Raw genomic sequence first — 23,263 nt, 5'->3', positions numbered from 1 at the left:
CATCGAGACCCAGGGCAGCGACCAGGGCGAGTGGGAACGCGACTTCCGCCTCGACTACGTGCTGCAGGGCGGCCCGCTGAAAGGCCTCGGCGTGTCCTGGCGCAACGCCGCGCTGCGCAGCGATGCCGCCCGCGACCAGGACGAGAACCGCCTGATCCTGAGCTACACCCTGACGCTGTTGTAAGGGCGGTGGTGGGCTGAAGCCCACCCTACGATCGCGAATAGGCTTTCGTAGGTTGGTGCGGGCGGCGTTCCGCTAGAGCGCAGCGAAACCCAACGTTGCGGCGCCTGTGACTGGCCACGTTGGGCCTCGCAGGCTCGGACCAACCTACGGGACCGCTGCGCGGCCCTTGGCGAATGAATTCGCCCCCACAGGGAAGTGCCAAGGCCGAACGCCGGCACGGACAGCTCCCTCTCCCTCCGGGAGAGGGTTGGGGTGAGGGGAGTGAGGCTGCACTCGGTGCTTAATCGTGTTGGGCCTCGCAGGCTCGGACCAACCTACGGGGCCGCTGCGCGACCCTTGGCGAATGAATTCGCTCCCACAGGGAAGTGCCAAGGCCGAACGCCGGCACGGACAGCTCCCTCTCCCTCTGGGAGAGGGTTGGGGTGAGGGAAGTAAGACTGCACTCGGTGCTTAATCGTGTTGGGCCTCGCAGGCTCGGACCAACCTACGGGGCCGCTGCGCGGCCCTTGGCGAATGAATTCGCCCCTACAGGATGAGCTCAGCCGTAGGGTGGATCACGCTTCACCGATCCACCGTCGGTGTCGAGCTGGACCTCGCTGGTGGATGTAAAAAGCGACATCCACCCTACAACTGACCGGCGGAGTTCAACGCCAGTCGAGCACCGGCCAGCCGGCCTCTTCGGCGTGGGCGCGCAGGGTCGGGTCGGGGTTTACCGCGTGCGGGTTGGCCACCAGCGAGAGCAGTGGCAGGTCGTTGCGCGAGTCGGAATAGAAGTAGGCGCCTTCCAGGCTTTCGCGCTGTTCCTCCAGCCAGGCGTTCAGGCGCGTCACCTTGCCGTCGCGGTAGGTGAGCACGCCGCGGGTGCGGCCGCTGTAGCAACCGTGTTGTTCTTCCAGGTCGATGGCCAGCACTTCTTCCACACCCAGGCGTTCGGCGATGGCGCTGACCAGGAAGTGCGCAGAGGCGGAAATGATCAGGATGCGATCACCAGCGGCGCGGTGCCGGGCCAGGCAGCGCATGGCGTCGGAGTGGATCAGCGGCTCGACCACGTCTTCGACGAAGGGCCCTACCACGAACTCCACTTCTTCAGCGGTGCGACCCACCAGCGGCGACAGGCTGAAGGCCATGTACTCCTCCATGGCCAGCTTGCCCTCGGCGTACAGCGCCATCAGTTCATGGTCCTTGCGGACGAAGGATTCCCCATCGACCCAGGCCAGTTCGGCCATGTGGGCGCTCCACAGGCTGGCGCAGTCGCCGTCAATCAGGGTGTCGTCAAGGTCGAAGATTGCCAGGGCCATCAGGCCACCTCCCGTATTGCGTGATCGTCTATTCGAAGGCCGATGCGTTGGCCTTTGCGGTGCAGATCTTCGGCGGAGCAGTTGAGTACGTCCACCACCAGTTGCACCCCGCGTGCCTCGACGCGATAGCGCACCACGTTGCCCAGAAGGCTGTGGCTGCGCACTTCGGCCTCGATGCCGCCCTCGCGACTCAGGGCAATGGACTCCGGGCGAATGGCGACGCGGCTGTTGACCGGGCGCTGCAGCAGTCGGCTGGCGGCGTCGGCGTCGAGCAGGTTGTAGTTGCCGATGAAGCCTGCGGCGAAGGCGTCCACCGGGGCTGTGTAGAGGGTTTCCGCGTCACCGCTCTGGACAATGCGTCCGGCGTTCATCAGGAAGATGCGGTCCGACAGGGTCAGGGCTTCTTCCTGATCGTGGGTGACGAAGATGGTGGTCAGTCCCAGCTCCTGCTGAATGGCGCGGATCTGTTCGCGCAGGTGCTTGCGGATGCGCGCGTCCAACGCCGACAGTGGCTCGTCCAGCAGCAACAGGCGCGGGCGGGTAACCAGCGAACGGGCCAGGGCCACGCGTTGGCACTGGCCGCCGGAGAGTTGGTGCGGGTAGCGCGTGGCGAAGTCGGACAGCTCCACCATGGCCAGCACTTCGTCGACCCGCCGCTTGCTGTCGGTGGCGCTGACTTTCTGCATGCGCAGGCCGAACGCGACGTTCTGCTGCACGTTCATGTTGGGAAACAGCGCGTAGCTCTGGAACACCATGCCGATGCCGCGCTTCTGGGGTGACACGGGCACCAGGTCCTGGCCGTCCAGCAGGATCTGCCCGCCATTCACGTCGGTCAGGCCGGCGATGCAGCGCAGCAGGGTGGATTTGCCGCAGCCGGAGGGGCCGAGCAGGGTGACGAATTCGCCCTTGCCTATCTCGCAATCGATGTCGGTGAAAATGGTGGTCTGGCCGTAGTTCTTGTGCAGGCCACGGATGGAAAGAAAACTCATGCGTTGTCCTTGTTCAGGCGGTTGGCTGCCCAGGTGAACAGCAGCACGAAGAAGAAGTAGGAGATCACCAGGGCGCTGTTGAAATGGCCGCTGCTGTTGCGCATGTTGTTCAGGTAGACCTGCAGGGTCTCGTAGCGGGTGCCCACCAGCAGGTTGGCGAAGACGAACTCGCCGAAGAGGAAGGAGAACGACAGGAACAGCGACACCATCAGGCCCTTGCGCAGGTTGGGCAGCACCACCAGGAAGGCCGCCTTCCAGGTGCTGGCACCGAGCAGTTGGGCGGCGTCCATCAGGTCGCGCAGGTTGATCGCCTGCAGGTTGTTGGTGATGGCGCGGTACATGAAGGGCAGGGCGATGGTGAAGAAGCAGCCGATCAGGATCCACGGCGTACCGACCATGGCCAGCGGGCCTGAACCGTAGATCTGCAACAACCCCACCGAGGACACCACCGGCGGAACCGCGAAGGGCAGCAGGATGAGGATGTTCATCAGCCCGTCGAGCCGTGGGAAGTGGTAATGCACCACGAACAGCAGCGGCAGGATCAGCACCACCGACAGCGCCAGGGCACCGAAGCACACCAGAAGCGACTGGCCGAAGGCGGTGAGAAACCGCGTGTCGCTCCACAGCGCCAGGTACCACTTGAGGGTCAGTCCGTCGGGGAGGATGGTCGCCGACCAACTGGTGGAGAGCGAGTAGAGCAACGTGCCGGCCAGCGGCAGCAGCAGTATCAGGAACAACAGCCAGACCACCACGCGATGATAGAGATCGCCGTTGCGGGATTCAGCGCGCGACATGGTAGCTCCTCTTCAGCAGCCACTGATGGACCACGGTGATCAGTGCCATCAGCCCCACCAGCACCATCGCCAGGGCGCTGGCCAGGTTGGGATTCAGCGCGATGTCACCGGCGACCATGGCGGCGATGCGGATGGTCATCACGTTGAAGTTGCCGGTGGTCAGGGCGTAGACGGTGGCATAGGCGCCGAGGGCGTTGGCCAGGAGGATGACGAAGGTGCCCAGCAAGGCGGGCGTCAGCACCGGCAGGCCGATGTGCCGCCAGAACTGCCAGGCGCTTGCCCCCAGCAGGGAGGCGGACTCGCGCCAATCCTCGCGCAGGGCGTCGAACGCCGGATAGAGCAGGAGCACGCCGAGGGGAATCTGGAAGTAGGTGTAGAGCACGATCAGGCCAGTCTTGGAGTAGAGGTTGAAGTCCTCGATCACCCCGGATTGCTTGAGCAGTATGGTCAGCGCACCGTTGAAGCCCAGCAGGATGATGAAGGCGAAGGCCAGCGGCACGCCGGCGAAGTTGCTGGTCATGTTGGAGAAGGCCATGACGAAGTCGCGCAGCTTCGAGTCCACCTTGCGCAGCGAGTAGCTGCCGATCACCGCGATGACGATGCCGAACAGGCTCGACCAGAACGCGATCTGCAGGCTGTGCTTGATGGCCTGGAGGTAGAACTTCGAGCTGAACACCTTGGTGTAGTTGGCCAGCCCCCAGCCTTCGGGCGTGTTCAGGCTGTGGATGGCGACCCAGGCCAGCGGCGCGATCTGGAACAGGATGAAGAACAAGGCGAAGGGCAGCAGGCAGAGGAGCGCGAGCCATTTGCCCCGGTTGGTTGAATTCACTTCAGCAACTCCCGGCAGACCGCCTTGTCGTGGGCGGCGCCCAGCAGCTCGCAAACGGTGCCGCACAGTTCGGTCTGCTTCGGCTGCGCCGTGGCGTCCAGGCTGAAGGCATCGCCCAGCACGAACAGCGGTACTTCACGTTCCTCGGGGAGCAGGCCGTTGTGGGAGCGGTCGTTGTTCATGCCATGGTCGGCGGTCACCAGTACCTGGTAACCGGCGTCCAGCCAGCGCTGCAGGTATTCGGCCAGCAGAATGTCGGCGACCCGCGCGCTGTTGCGGTACTGCGGCGAGTCCAGGCCGTGCTTGTGGCCGGCGTCGTCGACGTTCATCGGGTGCACCAGGAGGAAATTCGGGTTGTGGCGCTGGCGCAGACTTTCCGCGTCGGCGAACAGGTGCGAGTCCGGGTAGTGGTCAGCGTAATAGAAGTGGCCGTGCTGGATCGGCAGCTGCGGCGCTTCGGTGTGGCGGTCGCGGGCGGCGTTGAAGGGCGAGGTGTTGTACAGCTCGCTGACCCAGTGGTACGCGGCGGCGGCGGTGCTGAGTCCGGCGGCGCTGGCGTAGTGGAAGATGCTGCGTTCCTTCGACAGGCGCGACACATCGTTGTGGACGATGCCGCTCTGGATCGGTGGAACACCGGTGAGGATGCATTCATAGAGCGGACGGGACAGTGCCGGCAGCTCGCACTGGAGCTTGTAGAGCACCGCCTTGCCGGCTCCGCACCAGGCCTGAAGGTGGCCCAGCGCGTGCCGGGCCACCTCGTAGTTCAGGCCATCCAGCAGGACGAGGATGACTTTGTTCATTTTTCCTAGCCTCAAAATCGATCAAGTGCTGAGCGAGCGCAGTTCAGGCAAGGCGAACACGGGCGAGGAAGCGGAGTTTACGTCTGTAAATGAGCATTCCGAATCCGTGTTCAACGCAGCATGAGCAAGCGCAGCCAGCAATTGGGCGATTTTTATTCCATCTCGATGATCACGTGCTCTTGCCACAGCTGCGGCAGTGCCTTGGAGGTTTCTTCCCAGGCCTTGGCATCCTTGATCGGCTGGACCTTGGCGTACTGCTCGTTGGGCAGCAGCTTGGCCTTGACCTCGGCGGGCAGGGTCAGATGCTCGGCACGGATCGGACGGGCGTTGCCCTTGGCCAGGTTGATCTGGCCGGCATCGCTGAGGATGTACTCACGGGCCAGCTTCGCCGCGTTGGGGTTCTTCGCGTACTTGTTGATGATGGTGGTGTAGCCGGAGATCACCGAACCATCCGAGGGGATCAGCACGTCGAAGCGGCTGGGATCGATCTGGTCGCGGTAGGACAGGCCGTTGAAGTCCCAGACGATGCCCACTTCCACTTCACCCTTTTCCAGGGTCTGGATGGTCGGGTTGGACAGTGACAGGCGACCCTGCTTGGCGATCTCGGCGAAGAAGTCGAGACCCGGCTGGATGTTCTTCTCGTTGCCACCGTTGGCGATTGCAGCGGCGAGCACGCCGTTGACGGCCTGGGCGGCGGCGCTGACGTCACCGATGGCGACCTTGTACTTGCCCTGCTTCAGGTCGGCCCAGGACTTGGGCGACTCCTTCACCAGTTGCTTGTTGACGATGAAAGCAATGGAACCGGTATAGGCCAGCATCCAGTGGCCGTCGGCGTCCTTGGCCCAATCGGGGATCTGCGCGAAGGTGCTGGGCTTGTAAGGCTGGGTCACGCCCTGCTGGACGGCGATGGGGCCGAAGGCTGCGCCGACGTCGCCGATGTCGGCGGTGGCGTTGTCCTTCTCGGCGGCGAACTTGGCGATTTCCTGGGCCGAGCTCATGTCGGTGTCGACATGCTTCAGGCCGTACAGCTTGTTCAGGTCAACCCAGGTGTCCTTCCAGTTGGCCCAGCTGTCGGGCATGCCCACGCTGTTCACCGCGCCTTCCTTGCGAGCGGCTTGTTCAAGACTCTTCAGATCTGCATCGCTTGCCATCGCCTGGGTTCCCAGGGCGATGGCCGTTCCCATCAGTGAAGCCAGCAACAGGCGTTTCATGTGAAGCTCCTTAGCAGGTTTGGAGGTTGGTCTAGATCAGCAAGACCCAGGCCAAATCTAAAAGCCTTGGATGACGGTTTGATTTCAGGGTCACCACCCGATATGGCAGCGGCAGACGCCTGAAAAGCGTAGACCATGGCTAAGTAGCTGATTCGCGGGGCTGTCGCGATTGGCGATGGCATGACGCATGCAGGCGTTCCTGGCTGTCATCCCACAGTCATCTAGGCTGCCTAGGATGGCCGGCAAGCCCGGCCATGACGCACCCAAGTGGTGCTGGTCTATTCCAGATTGGAGTTTTTCGATGCGCGATGAGGCGCCCCGCACCCTGACCGCCATCTGTAGCGCGCTGCAGGACCAGATCGAACACGGCCTGCTGCCCCAGGGCAGCAAGTTGCCGGCTGAGCGCAAGTTGAGTGAGCTGTTCGATACGACGCGCATCACCTTGCGCGAGGCATTGGGGCAACTGGAGGCCCAGGGGCTGATCTACCGCGAGGAGCGTCGCGGCTGGTTCGTCTCGCCACCCCGGCTGCTCTACAACCCGCTGGTGCGTAGCCACTTCCACGCCATGGTGGCCGGGCAGGGCAGGGTGCCCGCAACCGAAGTGCTTGGGGCACGGCTGATTCCGGCCAGTGTGGAAATCTGCGAATTGCTGGAGCTGCCGGCGCTGTCCAGCGTCTACCAGATCCGTCGCGTGCGCCGCATCGACGGGCGCCTGGTGCTCTATGTGGAGCACTACCTGAATCCGGCCTACTTCCCCGGCATCATCGACTTCGACCTGACCCGTTCGCTGACCGAGCTGTATGACGACCAGTACGGCATCCGCTATGGCCGGGTGCGCTTCGACATGGTGCCCACCGCCCTGCATCCGGAAGCGGCGGCGCCGTTGAAGGTGTCAGCCGGAAGCCCGGCGCTGAAGATCACCCGCATCAACCGCGACCAGCATGGCCGTCTGATCGACTGCGACCTGGAGTTCTGGCGGCACGATGCGATCCACGTGAGCGTCGAAGTGCCGGAGTGATCGGGCGGCTGCGCCGCCCTTGGCGAATGAATTCGCCCCTACAGAGAACGGCGGCACTTGTAGGTTGGGTAGAGGAACGAAACCCAACGCTTCGCGGCTGATGCCGGGATTGTTGGGCCTCGCTACGCTCGGACCAACCTACGGGATCCCACAGGAAACGGAGGCATTTGTAGGTTGGGTAGAGGAACGAAACCCAACGCTTCGTGGCCGATGCCAGGATTGTTGGGCCTCGCTGCGCTCGGACCAACCTACGGGATCCCGCAGGAAGCGGAGGCATTTGTAGGTTGGGTAGAGGAACGAAACCCAACGCTTCGCGGCCGATGCCGGGATTGTTGGGCCTCGCTGCGCTCGGACCAACCTACGGTGGAGCGAAAGCAGATCTAGGCGTAGTTCTCAGGGCTGAGCTTGCGTTCCACCAGTTCGATGAGGATATGCACGACCTTGATGTGCAGTTCCTGCACGCGGTCGGCGAAGTCGCCGCCGGGTGCGCAGATGCATACGTCGGCCAGGGCTTCCAGGGCGGAGCCGGGCTTTCCGGTGAGGGCCACTACCTTCACGCCGAGGGCGCGGGCGGCTTCGGCGGCCTTGATCACGTTGGGGCTCCTGCCGCTGGTGCTGAAGGCGAGCAGCACGTCGCCTGCGCGGCCGTGGGATTCGATGTAGCGGGAGAAGATGTGGTCGTAACCGAAGTCATTGGCCACACAGCTGATATGGCTGGCATCGCTGATGGAGATGGCAGCGATGCCGGGGCGGTTCTTGCGGTAGCGGCCGGTCAGTTCTTCGGCGAAATGCATGGCATCGCACATTGAACCGCCGTTACCGCAGGAAAACGCCTTGCCCTTGTTTTCGAAGCTCTCGACCAGGAGCTCCGCCGCACGCTCAATGCTTTGCAGCGCTTGCTCGTTGGCGATGAAGTTGTCCAGCGCGGTCCTGGCTTCCTCCAGGCTGTTGCGAATATGGCTGAGCATGCGGGTTTCCTTCCTGCTCAGGGCAGGTCGTGGCTGGAGTAGAAGGCGGCCAGTACCTTCACCAGATGGGCCAGGTCATGGCTGCCGGCCAGTTCGCGGATGGAGTGCATGGCGAAGGTGGGCAGGCCGATGTCGACGGTGCGCACGCCGAGCTGGCTCGCGGTGATCGGACCGATGGTGGAGCCGCAACCCATATCGCTGCGGGTCACGAAGCTCTGTACCGGTACTTCGTTTTCCAGGCAGAGGTGGCGGAAGAAACCGGCGGTTTCGCTGTTGGTGGCGTAGCGCTGGTTGCTGTTGACCTTGATCACCGGGCCGGCGTTGAGCTTCGGGCCGTGGTTGCCGTCGTGCTTGTCGGCGTAGTTCGGGTGCACGCCATGGGCGTTGTCGGCCGATACCAGCAGCGAGCGCTGGATGACGCGGGCGAAGGCATCGCCTTCCGGCAGCACGCGGCGCAGCACCTGTTCCAGCATCGGGCCGTCGGCACCGCAGGCGGAGCAGGAACCCACTTCCTCGTGGTCGGTGCAGACCAGCACGCAGCTTTCGTCGGCCTCGGCCGCGAGCAGGGCTTGCAGGCCGGCGTAGCAGGACAGCAGGTTGTCCAGGCGCGCGCCGGCGATGAAGTCGCCGTCCAGGCCGATGACGGCCGCGCTCTGGGTGTCGTAGAAGGACAGTTCGTAGTCCAGCACCGCATCGGCGGCGACGCCGTGTTCCAGGGTCAGCTGTTCGGCCAGCAGGTCGCGGAATTCGCGGGCCTGGCCGACGGCGAGCTGGGCCAGGATCGGCGGCAGCTCGGTCTGGGCGTTGATGGCCCAGCCCTGGTTGGCTTCACGGTTGAGGTGGATGGCCAGGTTGGGGATCACGGCGATGGGCGCCTGGAAGTCCACCAATTGGCTTTCCACCATGCCGGCGGCACGGTAGGTAACGCGGCCGGCGAGCGACAGGTCGCGGTCGAACCAGGGGGCGAGCAGGGCGCCACCATAGACTTCCACGCCCAGTTGCCAGAAACCTTGCTTGTGCAGCTCCGGGTTCGGCTTGACCCGCAGGCAGGGGCTGTCGGTGTGGGCGCCGACCAGGCGCAGGCCGCCTTCCAGCACCGGGCGCTTGCCCAGCTTGATGGCGACGATGGAGGAGTCATTGCGGGTGACGTAGTAACGGCCGCCGCTTTCGATACGCCAGGCCTCACGTTCGTCGAGGCGCACATAGCCGGCGGCTTCGAGGCGCTTGGCCAGGCTGCGGGTGGCGTGGAAGGGGGTGGGCGAGGCCTTGAGGAAATCGATCAGGCCCTGGTTCAACTCTTCGCGCATTGGGGGACTCCAGACAGCAGTGGCGGGAGTTTATCCCATAGCCCCCGAGGATTAGGAGGCCGACCAGCGGTGAATTTTCCTAACAGGCCGATAGGTGGGGGGGCTACTGGCGTGTGTGAGCGATTTCAATCGCGAATGAATTCGCTCCCACAGGAAAGTCGGGCCCAGCGCACTTCGTGTCAGATGACTGCCAAGGTCAAGTAGGGTGCGCCGCGCGCACCGCTCGGTTACAGGCGTCGCGCTACCACTGAGAACAGGTGCCAGTGCTTGTTGCGGCCCTTGGCGGTGACGCCATCTTCTTCTTTCTCTTCGAGCATCAGCACATCCCAGCCCGAGAGCAGTTCTTCCAGTTGCCGGCGGCGCAGGATGGTGATGCCGTTGTTGGCCCAGTCGTCCCGTTCGCCGAACAGGTGGCCGGCGAACAGGCCGCCGGTCGGCAGGGCGCCGCAGATCGCCTGCCAGAGGGAGGGAAAGGCCTCGGGCGGACAGAGGGGCAGGGCGAAACTCGAATTGACCAGCTGAGCTGCCGGCAGCGGCATGGTTTCGAAACGGCAGCAGCGGCTCTGCAGTCGCTGGCGCTTCTCTTCGTCCACCTGGGCTTCCAGGCGGGCGAGCGCTTCGGGTTCGGCGTCCACGGCCAGCACCTGCCAGCCACGCCTGAGCAGTTCCAGGGTATCGCGTCCGGCGCCGCAGCCCAGGTCCAGCGCGTGGCCGGGCGGCCCGTCCCAGCATTCCAGGGCGGTGCGCAGGGTGACGCGTGCAGGTTGGCCTTCTGTGGCGTTGTAGAAATCGGTGAAGCTCATGGTTTTCCCGGAACTGCAGCCTTTTTCTTGAGCCTAGGTCAGAACGGCGCCGGGCACTCGAATCTCAGGCGTTCACCTGTCTGCGGATGGGTCAGGCACAGCATGCTGGCGTGCAGGCACAGACGATCATGGGCGGCCAGTGCTTCCGGGTTGGCATACAGACGGTCGCCCAGCAGCGGATGGCCGATGGACAGCATGTGCACGCGGAGCTGGTGCGAACGACCGGTGATGGGAGTGAGCTCGACGCGACTGTAATGGCCGCAACGCTCGATCACCTGCCAGAAAGTCAGGGCATGGCGACCCTGCTCGAAGTCCACCACGTGGCGCGGCTTGGTCGGCGGGTCGTAGCGCAGGGGGAGTTCGATGCGGCCGCTGTCCAGTTCCGGTTCGCCCCAGCAGAGTGCCGTGTAGGCCTTCTCGGTCTCGCGGTCGTGGAACTGGCGGGACAGTTCGCGGTGGCTGTCGGCGTCGCGGGCCAGCACGATCAGGCCGGAGGTCTCCCAGTCCAGCCGGTGGACGATGCGCGCCTCCGGGTAACCGTTCTCCTGCAGGCGCGTGATCAGGCAGTCCTTGTTGTCGTCGGCCCGGCCGGGCACGGAGAGCAGCAGGGTCGGCTTGTTGACCACCAGCAGGGCGTCGTCCTTGTGGATGAACTCGATCTGGGAAAGCGGCATGGATTGGGATGTCCGAAAAAGCAAACGGCGGCCGAGGCCGCCGTTATTGCACAACTGCGTCGATCAACGATCGGGCAGGGTGATGTTCAGCTCGAGAATGGAGCAGCTGCCCTGATTCTCCAGCAGGACCTGAACCTGCTCTTCGTCGATGTCGACGTATTTGCGGATCACGTCCACCAGGTCTTTCTGCAGGGCAGGCAGGTAGTCGGGTTGGCTACGTTGGCCACGTTCGTGGGCAACGATGATCTGGAGTCGTTCCTTAGCGATCGAAGCGCTGTTCTGCTTCTTCCGCTCGCGAAAGAAGTCGAAAATGTTCATTCACGGCCTCCGAACAGGCGTTGTAAGAGTCCTTTCTTCTGCACGTCGAGGAAGCGATGGGGCAGCTCCTTGCCGAGCAGGCGGTCGACGGCATCGCTGTACGCCTGGCCGGCGTCGCTCTGGTCGTCGAGGATGACCGGAATGCCCTGGTTGGAGGCCTTGAGTACCGCCTGGGATTCCGGGATGACACCGAGCAGGTTGATGGCGAGGATTTCCTCGACGTCTTCGACGCCGAGCATTTCGCCCTTGGTGACGCGCTCGGGGTTGTAACGGGTCAGGAGCAGGCGTTCCTTGATCGGATCTTCGCCCTTCTCGGCGCGGCGGGACTTACTGGCCAGCAGGCCGAGCATGCGGTCCGAGTCACGCACGGAGGAGACTTCCGGGTTGGTCACGACGATCGCCTCGTCGGCGTAGTACATGGCCAGGTGGGCGCCTTTCTCGATACCGGCCGGCGAGTCGCAGACCACGTACTCGAAATTCTGCTTCAGTTCCTCGATGACCTTGCCGACGCCTTCGAGGGTCAGCGCGTCCTTGTCACGGGTCTGGCTGGCGGCCAGCACGTAGAGGTTCTCAAGGCGCTTGTCCTTGATCAGGGCCTGGGTGAGGCTCGCTTCGCCATTGATGACGTTGACGAAGTCGTACACCACGCGGCGTTCACAACCCATGATCAGGTCGAGGTTACGCAGGCCGACGTCGAAGTCGACGATGACAGTCTTGTGACCACGCAGTGCGAGACCGGTACCGATTGCGGCGCTGGTGGTGGTTTTACCCACTCCACCCTTGCCGGACGTGACAACGAGGATCTTGGCCAAGGTGATTCACCCCAAATGAATAAGTAAAACCGGGAAGTTATCGGTTCGACCGAACCGTCCTTCTTCCCTTTCAGTTCCCTGAAATTTCGCGGCAGTATCCGTTAAAGGCGGGTGATGTTCAACACGTCTCCCGACAGGCTGACCTGCACTTGCTGACCCCACAGCGGATCACGGCGCAAGTCGTCCGCAACCTTGTATTGGCCGGCTACGGAGACCAGTTCGGCGGCCAATTGGCGACAGAAAATCCGCGCCTTGGTATCGCCCTTGATACCGGCCAGCGCGCGACCGCGCATCGGGCCGTAAACATGGATATTGCCGTCGGCGAGAAGTTCCGCGCCGGGGCTGACCGCGGCCAGAACTACCAGGTCGCCGCCGGGAGCATAGACCTGCTGGCCGCCGCGCACCGGAGTGGTGATGACTTTGGTCGGTTGCACCTCGGGTTTCGGCGGCTCTGCCGGTTTTTCGACTTTCTTCTTCGCCTCGGGTTCTACCGGATCGATGCGCCGCTCGCGGGCGCCGGACGGCGGCAGGACCGGGATGTCCAGGGCATCGGCGGCGGCGATGTGCTCTTCGCGGCTGGCGCGGATGGCCAGGGTGCGCAGGCCATGGCAGCGGCAGATTTCCAGCAGCGCGGGCAGGTCCAGGGGCGGTTCGCCCTCGGGCAGCTTGTCCAGCGCCATGACCAGCGGGGTGTTCTGGAAGAAATTGGGGGCCTGGGCGACTTTCTCGTCCAGTTGCCGATTGAGTCGTTCGAGGTCGTTGTGCGCCAGTTCCATCACGGTGATGGCGAGCATGCTGCCCTTGAGCTGGAACACGGGTTCTTGGTCGAGAAGGTCGGCTTGGCTCATGGTCTGCCTGCAGTCGTGAATGGCGAGGACTTATAGCGAGATCGTCCGGCGCTAGCAAGCCGGAAGGGGGCGGCGCATTTGGAGTAGAATGCGCGGTTTTCTCGCTCAAGCGGATTCAGAGATGGATAGACCTCAATTTCGCCCACAGTTCCTCCACCCGCGTTTTTGGCCGCTGTGGCTGGGACTTGGCGTGCTGTGGCTGATCACCCTGCTGCCCTATCGGGTGCAGCTGGGGATGGGGCGCGCACTGGGGGCGCTGATGCTGCGGGTGGCCGGGTCGCGGCGCAAGATCGCCCGGCGCAACCTGGAGTTGTGCTTCCCGGAGCTGTCCAGCACCGAGCGGGAAGCTCTGCTGCGGGAGAATTTCGCGTCTACCGGCATTGCCTTCTTCGAAATGGCCATGAGCTGGTGGTGGCCCAAGCCTCGTCTGGCGCAGCTCTCCCATATAGAAGGGCTGGAGCACCTGCAGAAGGCCCAGGCCGACGGGCAGGGCGTGATCCTCATGGCCCTGCACTTCACCACGCTGGAGATTGGCGCCGCACTGCTCGGACAGGTGCACACCATCGACGGCATGTACCGCGAGCACAAGAACGCGCTGTTCGACTTCATCCAGCGTCGTGGCCGCGAACGCCATAACCTGGATGCCTCCGCCATCGAGCGTGAAGACGTGCGCGCCATGCTCAAGGTGCTGCGCGCCGGCCGCGCGATCTGGTACGCACCCGACCAGGACTACGGCCGCAAGCAGAGCCTGTTCGTGCCGCTGTTCGGCATCGAGGCCGCCACCGTTACCGCCACCACCAAATTCGCCCGTCTGGGCCGTGCCATCGTGCTGCCCTTCACCCAGCGCCGCCTGGAGGATGGTTCCGGCTACCGATTGGTGATCCATCCACCGCTGTCGGACTTCCCTGGCGAAACCGAGGAGGCCGACTGCCTGCGCGTCAATCAGTGGGTGGAAGGTGCTGTCCGCGAATGTCCCGAGCAGTACCTCTGGGCCCATCGCCGCTTCAAAACCCGGCCGGAAGGCGCACCGAAGCTTTACTGATAGCTGAACCTATACTCGGAAAATCCCGCCCGGAGAGCAGTCCATGGATGCCAGCGCCGCCACCACGAAGCCCGTGACCGGGCTGATTCTTTCTGGGGGTGGTTCGCGGGCGGCCTATCAGGTGGGCGTGTTGGGTGCCATCGCCGATCTGCTGCCGGATGCGGCCCGCAATCCCTTCCCCGTGATAGTCGGCACCTCGGCCGGCGCGGTGAATGCCGTCGGCCTGGCTTGTGGCGCGCTGCACTTCAGCCAGGCCATTCGTCGCCTGAACGATGTCTGGAAAGGCTTTCGTTGTGGGCAGATCTATCGCAGCGACTGGCCCGGTGTGTTGCACCAGAGCTCGCGCTTCTTCGGCCATAGCCTGCTGGGCCTTGGCCGCGACATCCCCGCGGCCCTGCTGGACAACGCCCCCTTACGTGAATTGCTGGAGCGCGAACTGGACTTCTCCGGCATCTCCGCCGCCGTGCGCACCCGCCAACTCCGTGCGGTGGCGGTGACCGCTTTCGGTTACGAATCCGGGCAGGCGGTGACCTTCTACCAAGGCCGCGCCACCATCGATCCCTGGTTCCGCCATCGTCGTGTCGGCGTGCCGACCCGGCTGGGCGTCGAGCACCTGATGGCCAGCGCGGCCATTCCGCTGCTGTTCCCCGCGGTGCGCCTGGGCCGTGAATACTTTGGCGACGGCGCGGTGCGGCAGACAGCACCGATCAGCCCGGCCCTCCACCTGGGGGCCAACCGGGTGCTGGTGGTCGGGGTAAGTGGCAATCCGCTGGGCATGAACCCCAATCAGGAAATGCCGTTGCCCCAGAGCGGACGTCCGCCGACCCTGGCGCAGATCAGCGGGCATCTGCTGAACAGCACCTTCATCGACAACCTGGAAAGCGATATCGAACTGCTTGAGCGGATCAACCGCATGAGTCGGGCGATTCCGGCCGAGGTGCGTCCGCGAAACCTCAGTTCGGAACAGGTGGAAGTGCTGGTGATTTCCCCCAGCCGGCCACTGGATGAAATCGCCGCCCGCCATCGACGCGAGATGCCCCGCGCCATCCGCACCTTCCTGCGCGGCCCGGGTGCGACCCGGGCGAGCGGGGCAGGGGTGCTCAGTTACCTGCTGTTCGAACCGGGCTACTGCAACGAGCTGATCGAACTGGGCTACCAGGACGCCATGGCCAAGCGCGCCGAACTGCAGAGCTTCCTCGGCCTGGAGATGGCGCCGGCCTATCCCCACACCGTTCCTGCCATCTAGCCGTAGGGTGGACGTCGCTCTCTGCGCCTGGCTCATCGCCGAACGTGTAGGAGCGAGCTTGCTCGCGAACAGTCTGGGCGGGATCCTTTCGCGAGCAAGCTCGCTCCTACAGTAAATCCGACTTCAACCTGCCAATCGGAGCATTTCGATCGTCACAGGCAGAGCCGATGACTCATGACCACGTCCTAAGGACGTGGTTTCCCACGTTCAAATGAATTCGCCCCTACAAGTGCGCGTAAGGCCTTACTCGGCAACCTGCAATCTGCGTGATTCGGTGTAGACGTAGCGCAGTTTCTCGTACTCGAAGGGAGTGTTGAGCTGGCCGTAGCGGAAATTGGTGGTGTGGCGCTTGTCCACCATGCGCAGCACCGTGATTTCCGGATGATCGCTGCTGACTTCCGGCACGTTGAGGAAGTTGATCTGGTAGTCGGCCACGTAGTCCACCACCAGCCCACCGGTGTCCCGCAGGTTGGAAGGGCCGAGGATCGGCAGCATCAGGTAGGGACCATCGTTCACGCCGTAGTAGCCGAGCGTCTGGCCGAAGTCCTCGGTCTGCTTGGGCAGCCCCATGCGCGTGGCAGGGTCCCAGAGACCGACGATACCGATGGTGGTGTTCAGCAACAGGCGGCCGGTGACTTCCATGGAGCGTTGGCCCTTGAGCTGCAGCATGCTGTTCAGCAGGTTGGGCACGTCACCCAGGTTGCTGAAGAAGTTGCTCACGCCGCTGCGCACGAATCCCGGCGTGACATACCGGTAGCCGCGCACCACAGGCAGGAACACCCATTCATCGAAGCGGTAGTTGAAGTGGTAGACGCGCCGGTTCCAGGCCTCGTAGGGGTCGTAGACATTCAGCGCGTCCAGGGTCGAGCGCTCGAACTCGCGCTGGTCGAGTCCGGGGTTGAACTTCAGGTCTTTCAGCGGTTCGGTGAATCCGTCCTGATCGGGCTCCTGGGCCCAGCTCAGGCCGCTGGTCAACAGCAGGGCGATGAAGAGTGCTTTCTTAGCCACGGAAGAACTCCAGCATGGCGTCGCCGTTGACGCGGTAGTTGAGGTTGCCGCAGTGGCCGCCGTGGGGGTAGACGGTCAGGCGGTCGCCGATGGTGCGGCGCAGGAAGCCCAGGTCGCCCGGACCGAGGATGAGGTCGTCGGCGTTGTGCATCACGGCGATCTTGCTGTTGCCCTTCAGGTAATCCTCCAGCGCATAGAGGCTGACCTGGTTGATCAGCTGGGTCAGGCTGCCGCCGTCGTAGCGGGCGCGCCAGTAGGGAATCAGCTGTTCCGTCATGTAGCAGTCGAAGTCGCACTGCAGGGCACGTTTATAGAAAGGCGTCAGGCTGGTGCCTTCGCTGATCGGGTAACTCACCGGCGTGATCAGGCCGCGATGGTTGATCAAGTCCGAGGTGAAGGCGATATCCGACGAGGAGAAGCGGAACGAGGTGCCGATCAGCATCGCCATCTGCTCGTTGGACAGCCGCTGCTTGGATTCCTGGAAGTCGAACATCAGAGCGTCATTGAGATCGATGTAGCCCTTCTGCTGGAAGTAGCGGGTCAGTTTGCCGAGCACCACCTGGTAGAAGGTCGTGTTGTCGTCGACGCCTTTCACGCGGGTCTGCACCAGGCGGTCGAGGTTGGTCACCGACGTGTAGAGATTCACCGGCGGGTTCAGCAGCAGGACGCGCTTGAAGTTGAAGCTGCGGCGGGTTTCATCCAGGTGGCTGACGAAGGCGGCCTGCAGGGCGCCAAGGCTGTAGCCGGTGAGGTAGAAGTCGCTGACCTCCAGCCCCGGATGCTGCGCGCGCACCGCCTGCATCACCCGGTAGAGGTCGTCGGCATCTTCGGCCGACAGTCCGGGTGTGGCGTGGCGCGAGGCGGCGGCCATGAAGTCGTAGCTGGTGGGCGAGGAGAGCTGCACCACGTGGTAGCCGGCGCCATAGAACAGCTTCTTGAGGCTTTCGGCATGGGTGCTGGCGTAATTGCCGCCGGTGCCGGCGATGACGAACACCAGTGGGGCTGTTCCCTTCTGCTGGGCGAGGCGGTAGCGCAGCTTCTTCACCGACCAGAAGTTGTCGGGCAAATCGGCCTCGCGCTCGGGGCGCAGTTTCAGGTCGTAGTCGGCCTGGTTGATGTCTTCGTCCGCCGGCACTTTGCTGCGCAAGTCGGGCGGCGTCGTGGCGATGGTCGCTTCGAAGGGGTTGCTGATCGGAAAGCCGTAGCTTGCCGCATCCAGGTCCGTGGCCAGCGCGTGGGCACAGAAGGTCAGGCTGCCCAACAGGGCAGCGAAGCGAAGACGGAGCATAGGAAAGGTCCCTGTTCAGTTTCTGCGGAGGCCGTGCCGCAGTCGCTTGCAGGCTCCAGCCTCTCCCCCGGTCCCACCCCGTTCAGGGGCCACCAGGCCGTGTTCCTTATAAGAGAACGTGATGAGTGAATACCGAGCCTATGACAACTGCAAGTCCCGTGAGTGCGGGCCGTATGTCAGGCCAGGTTGTTACCGATGGTTGGAAGGTCCTTGCATAGCCTGGGCTTGGGGGTATCCTTGGCGCCGCTTACCCATTCGGAGATCACCATGTCCAGCCGTTCGTCCCTCATCCTGCTGCTGATCCTGCTGCCACTCTGGCTGGCCGCCAGCTACGGCGTTCGTTTCGCCCTGATGGAGGACGGCCAGTGGGTCGGCTTGTGCGTCGATGAAGCGCAGCGCTGGGAATGCCAGGTTCGCGCAGGCCTGGGGCTGTTGATTCATTTCCGTGTGATTGCCTGGATCGGCCTGGGCGCCGCCCTCGCCGCGTTCTTCATTCCCGGCCGCGCGGGTTGGGTTCTCGCCCTGCTGGCCCTGCTGTTCGCCTTGCCGGCCCTGGTGCTCTACACCGCCAGCCTCGCCGTGTTCGCCTGCGTGATCGCCGGCCTGCGCCTGGTGCGCCGTGAAGGGGAACTGACTGCAGCCACCGCCTGAGTTTCCAGCGAGCAATAAAAAAGGACGCCTTGTGCGTCCTTTTTTTGTCCGGCGAATCTGCTCTGTAGGGTGTGCTGCGCGCACCGAGAACCTCGTGCGCAGCCCATTGGTGCGCATGGCGCACCCTACGGTCGAAGCCTTCGGTGAATGGCACACACCTCTATGCGCGAACCCGCAGGCTGCGCCACAGGGCGGCCAGCAGCAGGACGCTGACGACGGCCCAACCGATCGCCTGGACGTTGCCCAGGGTTTCTTCGTAGAGCTGCGGCACGATGCCGGCGCCGACCAGCACCGCCATCAGGGCGACTTCGCGGCGCGGGGCTGCAACCGGGCGGAACAGGTAGACCAGGGCCGGCAGCAGCAGGGCGGCGCTGGGGAAACTGCGGTAGCGAGCGTCGAACACCAGGGCCAGCATCAGCACCGCGCCGGCGAAGCCGGACGCCAACAACCACCAGCCGCCGCGGGACTCCAGCCAGTCGAACAGGCGGCTGCGTACGCCGCCGCGAGCTGACAGCGCCAGGGCGCCGTGGGCCAGGACCATCAGGTTGAGGCCAACCAGGAAGGCTGCCCACGCCCATTCACCGACGAAGCGGCTGGTAACCCGCGCCATCTCGCCCCACAGGCCGATGCACGCCGCGCCGGTTGCCGCCAGCAGCGGCAGCACCAGGGCTGCGCGCGTGGAAGCGGGACGGCCGGCAAGCACCAGGGTCGCGAGGAAAATCAGGCCGGAAATCCCCAGCCACATGGGCCAGTAGGGCAGGTTGGTGACCGGGCCGGCGAGCACGCCTTTCTCCTGGCGGTCGGCGTCGAACAGACCCCAGTAGCCGCCCACGGCGCCTTCGCTCGCGCGCTTCCACGGCTGGTCGAAGGCTTCGATCAGGTTGTAGCCCCAGCCGTTCTGCTCGGCCATGGCGACGAAGCCACGGATGAACTTGGCCTCGTTGACGCGGCTCGGTAGAGCGGTTTCACGCTGGCGGCCTTCGCTGGGCCAGCCGGTTTCGCCGATGAAGATGTCCTTGGGCGCGAACTTGTTGCCGAACACCTGGCGGATTTCGGCGACGTGACGCAGGGCCTGGTCGATGCCGGCAGGATCGTCTTCCCAGTAAGGCAGCAGGTGAATGGTGAGGAAATCCACCGCTGGCGCGACTTCCGGATGGCGCAGCCAGAATTCCCACACGTCCGCGTAGGTGACAGGCTGCTTCACCTGAGCCTTGACCTGCTCGATGAGCTTGGCGAGTTGGGCGCCGGTGACTTCCTTGCGCAGCAGGGTCTCGTTGCCCACGATCACCGATTGCACAACATCGGGGTTGGCATTGGCAGCCTTGACCAGGGCGTCGATTTCTTTCTGGGTGTCCACCGGGTTGCCGTTCACCCAGGCACCCAGCATCAGCTTGAGGCCGTGCTTACGGGCGAGTTCCGGGATGGCTTCCAGACCGGTCATCGAATAGGTGCGCACGCAGTGGAAGCGGGTCGCCAGCAGGGCCAGGTCGGCGTCCATGCGCTCGGGGCGCAGCACGAAAGGCTGGTCGAACGGCGATTGGTCCTTGTCGAACGGGCTGTACGACGCGCACTGCAGCTTATGGCTGGGAGTGGCGGCATCCGGCAGGATCACCGGCTTGCCGAGGCCGTACCAGAGGCCGGCAAGGGCGAGCGCGGCGATCACGAAGGAAAGCAGGTAGGGGAGTGCAGGAAAGCGGTCGTTCTGACTCATGGCTAAGGGTGCTTGCGTTGGGGGCAAAGCCGCGCATCTTAGCGGATTAGCCCCCCGCGCTCCTACGGCCAGGAAGGGGAAATTCCTGACAGCGCATTTCGGTCCCGAGCCCGTTACGCGTGGTGATGCAGCCAGGCGTGCTTCGGTATCTCCTGGGCCGGCTTGTCGGCCTTCTCGAAGCGCTTCCAGAACTTCTCGTGGAAGTAGAAACCGACCGAGTTGCACAGCGGCTCAACCGCCGCGACCAGGCCGCCGACCGTCACGCTGCCGGTCAGGGCATAGGCCACGCTGAAGGCGATGCAGAAGTGCATGAGGGTGAAGGTCACGGTCTTGAGCATGGCGCACCTCGGGAATGAGAATGATTATTCGGTGTGCTCAGGCTAGGCCCATCACGTGATACAGGGAAATGTTCATCCAGCATGGCGCTGATAGTTTCGCTGCATGGACGGAGTACGACCTTGGTCGAGAATCGCCCCGAGTAAGACTAAGGTCGTCTGTTGCGCTTGTACCGCCGTTCTATTGTTGGCTTCACCAGCAACCCGCGCTGTGGAGGACAACAATAATGAACGACAGCACCTACAAGCGGATTCAAGAGAATCCGCGTTTTCAGGAACTGGTTTCCAAGCGAGAGCGCTTCGCCTGGATCCTCTCCGCAATCATGCTCGGCCTTTACCTGGCCTTCATTCTCCTGATCGCTTTCGAGCCGCAAGTGCTCGGTACCCGCATCAACCCTGATTCTCCTGTCACCTGGGGTATCCCGATCGGTGTCGGTCTGATCCTGTCCGCCTTCGCGCTGACCGGCATCTACGTCCGTCGTGCCAACGGCGAGTTCGACCGTCTCAACGTGGAAATCCTCAAGGAGGTCCAGTAATGATCGCGCGCATCCTTGCCGTGCTCGGCCTCATGGTCGTGGCACCCGCCCTCTGGGCCGCCGGCGCCATCGAGGGCGATGTCCAGCGCCAGCCGCTGAACACCTCGGCCATCGTCATGTTCGTCGCCTTCGTCGGCGCCACGCTGTACATCACCTACTGGGCGTCCAAGCGCAGCAAGTCGGCCGCCGACTTCTACACCGCCGGCGGCAGCATCACCGGCTTCCAGAACGGCCTGGCGATTGCCGGTGACTACATGTCCGCGGCGTCCTTCCTGGGTATTTCCGCCCTGGTGTTCACCTCCGGCTATGACGGCCTGATCTATTCCATCGGTTTCCTGGTGGGCTGGCCGGTGATTCTCTTCCTGATCGCCGAACGGCTGCGCAACCTCGGCAAGTACACCTTTGCCGACGTAGCCTCCTACCGTCTGAAGCAGAAGGAAATCCGCACCCTGTCCGCCAGCGGTTCCCTGGTGGTGGTGGCCTTCTACCTGATCGCCCAGATGGTGGGTGCCGGCAAGCTGATCGAGCTGCTGTTCGGCCTCAACTACCACGTGGCCGTGGTCCTGGTCGGTATCCTGATGGTGCTCTACGTGCTGTTCGGCGGCATGCTGGCGACCACCTGGGTACAGATCATCAAGGCCGTGCTGCTGCTCTCCGGCGCATCCTTCATGGCGGTCATGGTACTCAAGCACGTCAACTTCGACATCGCGACCCTGTTCAGCGAAGCCATCAAGGTCCACCCGAAAGGCGAGGCCATCATGAGCCCCGGCGGCCTGGTGAAGGACCCGATATCCGCGATCTCCCTGGGCCTGGCGCTGATGTTCGGCACCGCTGGCCTGCCGCACATCCTGATGCGTTTCTTCACCGTCAGCGATGCCAAGGAAGCCCGTAAATCGGTGTTCTACGCCACCGGCTTCATCGGTTACTTCTACATCCTGACCTTCATCATCGGCTTCGGCGCCATCCTGCTGGTCAGCACCAACCCGGCCTTCAAGGACGCCACCGGCGCGCTGCTGGGCGGCAACAACATGGCGGCGGTGCACCTGGCCAACGCTGTGGGCGGCAGCCTGTTCCTGGGCTTCATCTCCGCCGTGGCCTTCGCCACCATCCTGGCGGTGGTTGCAGGCCTGACCCTGGCCGGTGCATCGGCCGTGTCCCATGACCTCTACGCTTCGGTGTACAAGAAGGGCAAGGCGAGCGAGAAGGACGAGCTGCGCGTATCGAAGATCACTACCGTGGTGCTGGGCTTCGTGGCCATCGGCCTCGGCATCCTGTTCGAGAAGCAGAACATCGCCTTCATGGTGGGCCTGGCCTTCTCGATTGCCGCCAGCTGCAACTTCCCGGTGCTGATCCTCTCCATGTACTGGAAGAAGCTGACCACCCGTGGCGCCATGATCGGTGGCTGGCTCGGCCTGATCACCGCCGTTGGCCTGATGATCCTCGGCCCGACCATCTGGGTACAGATCCTCGGCCATGCGACCGCGATCTATCCCTACGAGTACCCGGCGCTGTTCTCCATCCTCGTGGCCTTCGTCGGTATCTGGTTCTTCTCCATCACCGACAAATCCGCTGCCGCCGACGAGGAACGCGCGCGCTTCTACCCGCAGTTCGTACGTTCCCAGACCGGCCTGGGCGCCAGTGGTGCAGTAGCCCACTGATCCCGGCCCATCACGCAAGACTAAGGGGCGGCCTTCGGGCTGCCCCTTTTCATTTGAAACTTCGGAAACCGACATGGCACTTTGTGTAGGGGCGAGCTTGCTCGCGAAAGATCGTGCTCGGACCATTCGCGAGCAAGCTCGCTCCTACAAGTTCAGCAGGCGCGGAACGGCCGGCTAGATCATCCCTAACAATAGAAGCACGACCACTATGACCAGCAGTACACCGACCATGCCAGATGGGCCATAGCCCCAGTTACGGGAGTGGGGGAAGACTGGCAGGCCGCCAATCAGCAGCAGGATCAGGATGACGAGCAGCAGAATGGTGATCATGGGCAATGGTTCCTCGGTAACTGGGATTGCCAAGGGCACGTCGCGTTATCGTTGGTGGCAGATTGACGTGCCTGTAATAACCGACGACCACCTTTCGTGATGGTTCAAGGAAAACGACCCTGTGGATAACCCGCCATGAGCTACCGGATCGCCGCCGACGCCGTACTGCTGCTGCATCTGGCCTTCATTCTCTTCGTGGTGACGGGCGGGCTGCTGGTATTGAAATGGCCGCGCCTGGCGCTGGTGCATCTTCCGGCGGTGGCCTGGGGGGCCACGGTAGAGTTCTTCCATCTGATCTGCCCGCTGACCCCTCTTGAAAATCGCCTGCGTCGGGCTGCGGGGGAGCAGGGTTACAGCGGGGGATTCATCGAGCACTACCTGGTGCCGATGATCTATCCGGCGGGACTGACACCGGCCATCCAGCTCTGGATCGGGGCCTTCGTACTGTTGCTCAACCTGGTGCCCTATGGGCTGCTGGCGATGAGGCTGATGCGGCGCCGCTAGCGGCGTTTGCCCTCATCATTCAGCGCCGTGATTCACGGGTGGCGGGACTATGGCCTTCGCTACACTGCGGCTCATCTACCGCACAAGCAGAAAGGCACCTC

At 63.6% G+C, this 23,263-nt stretch carries 26 protein-coding genes; 8 read left to right on the top strand and 18 right to left on the bottom strand.

Annotation, left to right across the window (positions count from 1 at the left end):
• The coding region (locus tag MnOB_RS09340; protein WP_158713786.1) for an OprD family outer membrane porin at positions 1-184 on the top strand (184 nt) is incomplete at its 5' end.
• A 644-nt stretch (positions 185-828) separates the two neighbouring features.
• Here the strand turns inward: MnOB_RS09340 and MnOB_RS09335 are convergent.
• From MnOB_RS09335 to MnOB_RS09310, 6 genes are all read right to left on the bottom strand, one after another.
• Positions 829-1,482, bottom strand: coding sequence for an HAD family hydrolase (locus MnOB_RS09335; protein ID WP_077523942.1), 654 nt, complete (start codon positions 1,480-1,482; stop codon positions 829-831).
• Entirely contained in the window at positions 1,482-2,471 is a 990-nt protein-coding gene (locus MnOB_RS09330) for an ABC transporter ATP-binding protein (protein WP_077523941.1), read from the bottom strand. Before MnOB_RS09330 ends, MnOB_RS09335 begins: the two co-directional genes overlap by 1 nt.
• Entirely contained in the window at positions 2,468-3,265 is a 798-nt protein-coding gene (locus tag MnOB_RS09325; protein WP_077523940.1) for an ABC transporter permease, read from the bottom strand. Before MnOB_RS09325 ends, MnOB_RS09330 begins: the two co-directional genes overlap by 4 nt.
• Positions 3,252-4,094: an ABC transporter permease gene (locus tag MnOB_RS09320; protein ID WP_077523939.1), complete on the bottom strand. Its 843-nt coding sequence runs from the start codon at positions 4,092-4,094 to the stop codon at positions 3,252-3,254. Before MnOB_RS09320 ends, MnOB_RS09325 begins: the two co-directional genes overlap by 14 nt.
• Positions 4,091-4,894, bottom strand: coding sequence for an alkaline phosphatase family protein (locus tag MnOB_RS09315; protein WP_077523938.1), 804 nt, complete (start codon positions 4,892-4,894; stop codon positions 4,091-4,093). The genes MnOB_RS09320 and MnOB_RS09315 overlap by 4 nt, the downstream gene beginning before the upstream one ends.
• Before the next feature lie 152 nt (positions 4,895-5,046).
• Positions 5,047-6,105: an ABC transporter substrate-binding protein gene (locus MnOB_RS09310; RefSeq protein ID WP_077523937.1), complete on the bottom strand. Its 1,059-nt coding sequence runs from the start codon at positions 6,103-6,105 to the stop codon at positions 5,047-5,049.
• Between the two features lie 301 nt (positions 6,106-6,406).
• On the opposite strand from MnOB_RS09310, the gene MnOB_RS09305 reads away from it, so the two are divergent.
• Positions 6,407-7,123, top strand: a complete 717-nt coding sequence (locus MnOB_RS09305) for a UTRA domain-containing protein (RefSeq protein ID WP_077523936.1) — start codon at positions 6,407-6,409, stop codon at positions 7,121-7,123.
• Positions 7,124-7,503: 380 nt separating this feature from the next.
• Here MnOB_RS09305 and lpcA read toward each other — a convergent pair whose 3' ends face one another.
• The 7 genes from lpcA to minC form a co-directional block, all read right to left on the bottom strand.
• On the bottom strand, positions 7,504-8,091 hold the full coding sequence (gene lpcA, locus MnOB_RS09300; protein WP_077523935.1) for a D-sedoheptulose 7-phosphate isomerase: 588 nt from the start codon (positions 8,089-8,091) through the stop codon (positions 7,504-7,506).
• Between the two features lie 17 nt (positions 8,092-8,108).
• On the bottom strand, positions 8,109-9,398 hold the full coding sequence (locus MnOB_RS09295; RefSeq protein ID WP_077523934.1) for a M18 family aminopeptidase: 1,290 nt from the start codon (positions 9,396-9,398) through the stop codon (positions 8,109-8,111).
• A 227-nt stretch (positions 9,399-9,625) separates the two neighbouring features.
• Positions 9,626-10,201, bottom strand: a complete 576-nt coding sequence (locus tag MnOB_RS09290; RefSeq protein ID WP_077523933.1) for a class I SAM-dependent methyltransferase — start codon at positions 10,199-10,201, stop codon at positions 9,626-9,628.
• Between the two features lie 38 nt (positions 10,202-10,239).
• Positions 10,240-10,875, bottom strand: a complete 636-nt coding sequence (locus tag MnOB_RS09285; protein WP_077523932.1) for an RluA family pseudouridine synthase — start codon at positions 10,873-10,875, stop codon at positions 10,240-10,242.
• 63 nt (positions 10,876-10,938) lie between these two features.
• Positions 10,939-11,193: a cell division topological specificity factor MinE gene (gene minE / locus MnOB_RS09280; protein ID WP_016491219.1), complete on the bottom strand. Its 255-nt coding sequence runs from the start codon at positions 11,191-11,193 to the stop codon at positions 10,939-10,941.
• Positions 11,190-12,005, bottom strand: a complete 816-nt coding sequence (gene minD, locus MnOB_RS09275; RefSeq protein WP_077523931.1) for a septum site-determining protein MinD — start codon at positions 12,003-12,005, stop codon at positions 11,190-11,192. The genes minE and minD overlap by 4 nt, the downstream gene beginning before the upstream one ends.
• A gap of 101 nt (positions 12,006-12,106) precedes the next feature.
• On the bottom strand, positions 12,107-12,853 hold the full coding sequence (minC, locus tag MnOB_RS09270; protein WP_077523930.1) for a septum site-determining protein MinC: 747 nt from the start codon (positions 12,851-12,853) through the stop codon (positions 12,107-12,109).
• A gap of 121 nt (positions 12,854-12,974) precedes the next feature.
• Here minC and MnOB_RS09265 point away from each other — a divergent pair, with 121 nt between their 5' ends.
• Entirely contained in the window at positions 12,975-13,895 is a 921-nt protein-coding gene (locus MnOB_RS09265; protein WP_077523929.1) for a lipid A biosynthesis lauroyl acyltransferase, read from the top strand.
• A 43-nt stretch (positions 13,896-13,938) separates the two neighbouring features.
• Positions 13,939-15,141: a patatin-like phospholipase family protein gene (locus tag MnOB_RS09260; protein WP_077523928.1), complete on the top strand. Its 1,203-nt coding sequence runs from the start codon at positions 13,939-13,941 to the stop codon at positions 15,139-15,141.
• 243 nt (positions 15,142-15,384) lie between these two features.
• Here MnOB_RS09260 and MnOB_RS09255 read toward each other — a convergent pair whose 3' ends face one another.
• Both MnOB_RS09255 and MnOB_RS09250 read right to left on the bottom strand, forming a co-directional pair.
• A complete protein-coding gene (locus MnOB_RS09255; protein WP_371579284.1) occupies positions 15,385-16,128 on the bottom strand; it encodes an MlaA family lipoprotein in 744 nt (247 codons plus the stop codon).
• Positions 16,129-16,141: 13 nt separating this feature from the next.
• Positions 16,142-17,437 carry an alpha/beta fold hydrolase family protein gene (locus MnOB_RS09250; protein ID WP_077523926.1) on the bottom strand — a complete coding sequence of 432 codons (1,296 nt, stop codon included), beginning with the start codon at positions 17,435-17,437 and terminating at the stop codon, positions 16,142-16,144.
• 267 nt (positions 17,438-17,704) lie between these two features.
• On the opposite strand from MnOB_RS09250, the gene MnOB_RS09245 reads away from it, so the two are divergent.
• Positions 17,705-18,088, top strand: a complete 384-nt coding sequence (locus MnOB_RS09245) for a hypothetical protein (RefSeq protein ID WP_077523925.1) — start codon at positions 17,705-17,707, stop codon at positions 18,086-18,088.
• Between the two features lie 160 nt (positions 18,089-18,248).
• Here the strand turns inward: MnOB_RS09245 and MnOB_RS09240 are convergent, their stop codons facing one another.
• Complete coding sequence (locus MnOB_RS09240) at positions 18,249-19,799, bottom strand: glycoside hydrolase family 17 protein (protein ID WP_077523924.1); 1,551 nt, start codon at positions 19,797-19,799, stop codon at positions 18,249-18,251.
• 113 nt (positions 19,800-19,912) lie between these two features.
• A complete protein-coding gene (locus tag MnOB_RS09235) occupies positions 19,913-20,137 on the bottom strand; it encodes a DUF2061 domain-containing protein (protein WP_077523923.1) in 225 nt (74 codons plus the stop codon).
• A gap of 224 nt (positions 20,138-20,361) precedes the next feature.
• Here MnOB_RS09235 and MnOB_RS09230 point away from each other — a divergent pair, with 224 nt between their 5' ends.
• Together MnOB_RS09230 and MnOB_RS09225 are read left to right on the top strand one after the other, a co-directional pair.
• Positions 20,362-20,670, top strand: a complete 309-nt coding sequence (locus MnOB_RS09230; RefSeq protein WP_077523922.1) for a DUF485 domain-containing protein — start codon at positions 20,362-20,364, stop codon at positions 20,668-20,670.
• The gene (locus MnOB_RS09225; protein ID WP_077523921.1) at positions 20,670-22,328 is read left to right on the top strand and encodes a cation acetate symporter; all 1,659 of its coding nucleotides are present in this window, start codon (positions 20,670-20,672) and stop codon (positions 22,326-22,328) included. The genes MnOB_RS09230 and MnOB_RS09225 overlap by 1 nt, the downstream gene beginning before the upstream one ends.
• 174 nt (positions 22,329-22,502) lie before the next feature.
• Here MnOB_RS09225 and MnOB_RS09220 read toward each other — a convergent pair whose 3' ends face one another.
• Positions 22,503-22,658: a DUF3309 family protein gene (locus MnOB_RS09220; RefSeq protein WP_107504050.1), complete on the bottom strand. Its 156-nt coding sequence runs from the start codon at positions 22,656-22,658 to the stop codon at positions 22,503-22,505.
• A 135-nt stretch (positions 22,659-22,793) separates the two neighbouring features.
• Between MnOB_RS09220 and MnOB_RS09215 the strand changes: the two genes are divergently transcribed.
• A complete protein-coding gene (locus tag MnOB_RS09215; protein WP_077523920.1) occupies positions 22,794-23,162 on the top strand; it encodes a DUF2784 domain-containing protein in 369 nt (122 codons plus the stop codon).
• The last annotated feature ends 101 nt before the right edge of the window (positions 23,163-23,263 follow it).

The sequence above is a fragment of the Metapseudomonas resinovorans genome, assembly GCF_002003485.1.
Classification (GTDB): Bacteria; Pseudomonadota; Gammaproteobacteria; order Pseudomonadales; family Pseudomonadaceae; genus Metapseudomonas; species Metapseudomonas resinovorans_D.
Note: the sequence above shows the minus strand (reverse complement) of the source record. Positions and strands in the feature narration are given on the sequence as shown.